The organism is Aeromonas sp. S16(2024) (assembly GCF_041403065.1).
In the GTDB taxonomy this organism is placed as follows: domain Bacteria; phylum Pseudomonadota; class Gammaproteobacteria; order Enterobacterales; family Aeromonadaceae; genus Aeromonas.
Genome location: NZ_JBGLQX010000050.1, coordinates 1 through 2,612 on the forward strand (window position 1 = coordinate 1; position 2,612 = coordinate 2,612).

The window sequence follows — 2,612 nt, forward strand, 5'->3', positions numbered from 1 at the left end:
CTTGCGATCAGAGGGGATGTAAAGGTAAAGGGTGCCATTATCTGCGCTATCGGCACGCGCCAGATCTTGGAGTTGCCGCTCTGGCAAGGCGGGAGCCCAAACGTAGAGCTTCTCTTGTGCATCTTTAGGCAACTCATCATCGAACGCGACATTCAGGGTGCGCCCCTCTGCCACCTGGCCTTGGATCAGGCGCACTTGGCTGACCAACTTGCGCACTATGGTGTGCACCAGTTGATTGCGCAGGCCATCGAGTCGCGCTGGATCGGCACGGAGCTCCGCTTGCTGCTGGCGATACATGTCATACCAAGCCTGGCTCTCGGCCGTTTGCAGGCGATATTCGACACCGCTGGCTGACTCCACCGCCATGATCAGTGACGCTTTTTCTAGCACCTGCAGCGCCGCCATGACTCTTGGACGCAGGTCATGTTTTTCATGTTCCAAATCTTCGATCAGCAAGTCAGCCAGGGTTTCTGCACTGGCGTGAATGCCGTAGTCAATTTCGCTCGGCAATTTGCTGATCATCAGGATGAGGGAGAGGATCCGCCCCTGCAGGATCTCTTCAGGCGAGCCATCTTTGAGCTTGCCAATCTCGGCATAGATCTCTTGCCCCACCACCCCGCTATTGACCAGATCGTTGACGATTTGATCGTAAATAAAATCGGCCGGGATCAGACAGCCAAGCGGCTTTTCTGCCCCGTAACGGGTTGCCTCATGGGTGATACGCAGTTGGTTACGCAACTGTGAGCCGGTGCCAGTTTTATCCAGCGCTGGCAGCAACTTTTCCCAGAAACGGCGACGCACCGGCAGCAACGGATAGTCGGCCACCATCCACTGTTCGTCATCCCGTTGATGTTCAAACTTAGAGCCCCGCAGATGGCGGCTGATCTCGCCCAGGTTTTTCTGGATCAGATCCTCGACTGCCCCCTTGGCACTCTCTTTTTTCTGCAGGATCACTTTGCGGATCACTGCATCCACATCGGTATCTGCCAGTTGCACTGTGACCACGAAGCGGCCCATCAGGCGTTGCAAGTTGGGAGTGTCACTGAGCGCACTTTGCCCGGTAGCGACAAATAGCAGGCGTGATTTAAAGCGGCTCGCCTTGCAGCAGGTTTCAATCACCTCTTGCACATCAAAGGCACGGTCTTCATCTCCCCCCACATACTGCTGCACTTCATCGAGCACGATCAGCGTGAGCGGCAGCTGACCATTGCGCTCCAGGGCATCCATGACCGCATCGACCATCTCGTCGTTGGTGATGTCTTTGACCTCTGGGAACTGTGCACGCAGTACCTTGGACATGTCTGGAGCGTTGGTGGCCAAATCAGCGAAATGGGGCAACAGTGCCTGAGCCATCACAGGAGAGACGTAGAGATTACGCAGTTCTCTTTGCCAAGGGTCTTGATCTGCTGCTGCTTTACCATGCAGCCTGACGTACTGCTGCACGGCATCGAGTACCCCTTGGGATTTCAACCACATCACAAAGCGGGCCAGGTGGTATTGCTCTGGCAACCCGACCGATTTGAAGATGATAGAGAGAAACGCCAGGCGCACATTGCCACGCTTGCCCGCTCCCAGGGTACCCGAAGCGGCATGCAAGCCCTGATACTGATGAGAGAGCTCGGCAAGCTTGGCAAACTGCTCGCGAATGCCTGCTGGGAGATCGGCCAGGCTCAAGGGATCGGCACCATCAGAGAAGCGTTGATTGGTCCAGAAGGTGCGTAGCATCTTGGCCAAGTGAGATTTACCCGATCCGTAGAAACCACTGATCCAGACCCCTGACTGCTCAACCTTGGCTTCTAGCTTACTCAGATAGGCCGCTAGAATTTTCTGCATGCCCGCCTCATAGGCGCCATCACAGACAAAGGTTTTCAGTTCGTAGCGCAGGGTTGCGAAGGACTCGGCACTCTGGTCATCGTTGACGACGGCCACACCGTTGTTGGCCAACTCAGATTGCAGCGGATCGTTACTGTAAATCTCTCTATTTAGCATCCCGTAATTCCTTGTTGTTATTCGTTATGGTGACAGATGGCGGTGGCGTGATACCCCCAGCCATCCTTGGCATCTAACAGACTAAAGTTGTTGTCGTGATACTCGCCGGGGAAGAAGACCACCAGCTTGCCTTTTACCACTGGAGAGAGCGCCTTCACTAACCCTGAAACAGAGGCAAAACCAAACAGCGTGCCAGTGCCCAGCAGGGCCACTACATCGTTGCTTCCCAGGGTTTTATCGACTTCCTCTTTCAGGCGCTCGGCCAGCTCCTCGGCAAAAAATTCATAACTGCCCACCAGCAGCTCTGGCTCGGCGAAATAGGCGTCTGCATAGTCGTGTTCCCCCATCCACTTGGGGAAGGTATCTGTGATATCCAACAACTGCCAACGGTGACCATGCTGCTCAACGGCCAGTTGAAATTCAGTGACCCGAGCCCGCAGCTTTAACTCATCTTCTTTGTGATACACCACAAAGACAGCGCGCTCTTCGGCAGATAGCACCGAGCGCCAAGACACCGAGATATAAGTGGTAAAACGCTTAATCAGTTTTGAGAGGCGATCACCCATGCTCTCGTTCTCCTCAAGATGCTGGCGCTATTGGCCAGAGGGGGAAGCGGATTTCGA

2 protein-coding genes are annotated in these 2,612 nt (G+C 54.7%); both read right to left on the reverse strand.

Translation table 11 applies throughout. The features are described from left to right. Positions 1-1,989 (reverse strand): BREX system P-loop protein BrxC (gene brxC / locus ACB030_RS20230; RefSeq protein WP_371162236.1); only part of this gene is annotated, 1,989 nt, incomplete at its 3' end. Between the two features lie 17 nt (positions 1,990-2,006). Continuing rightward, positions 2,007-2,555, reverse strand: a complete 549-nt coding sequence (locus ACB030_RS20235) for a BREX protein BrxB domain-containing protein (protein WP_371162238.1) — start codon at positions 2,553-2,555, stop codon at positions 2,007-2,009. Between the last annotated feature and the right edge of the window lie 57 nt (positions 2,556-2,612).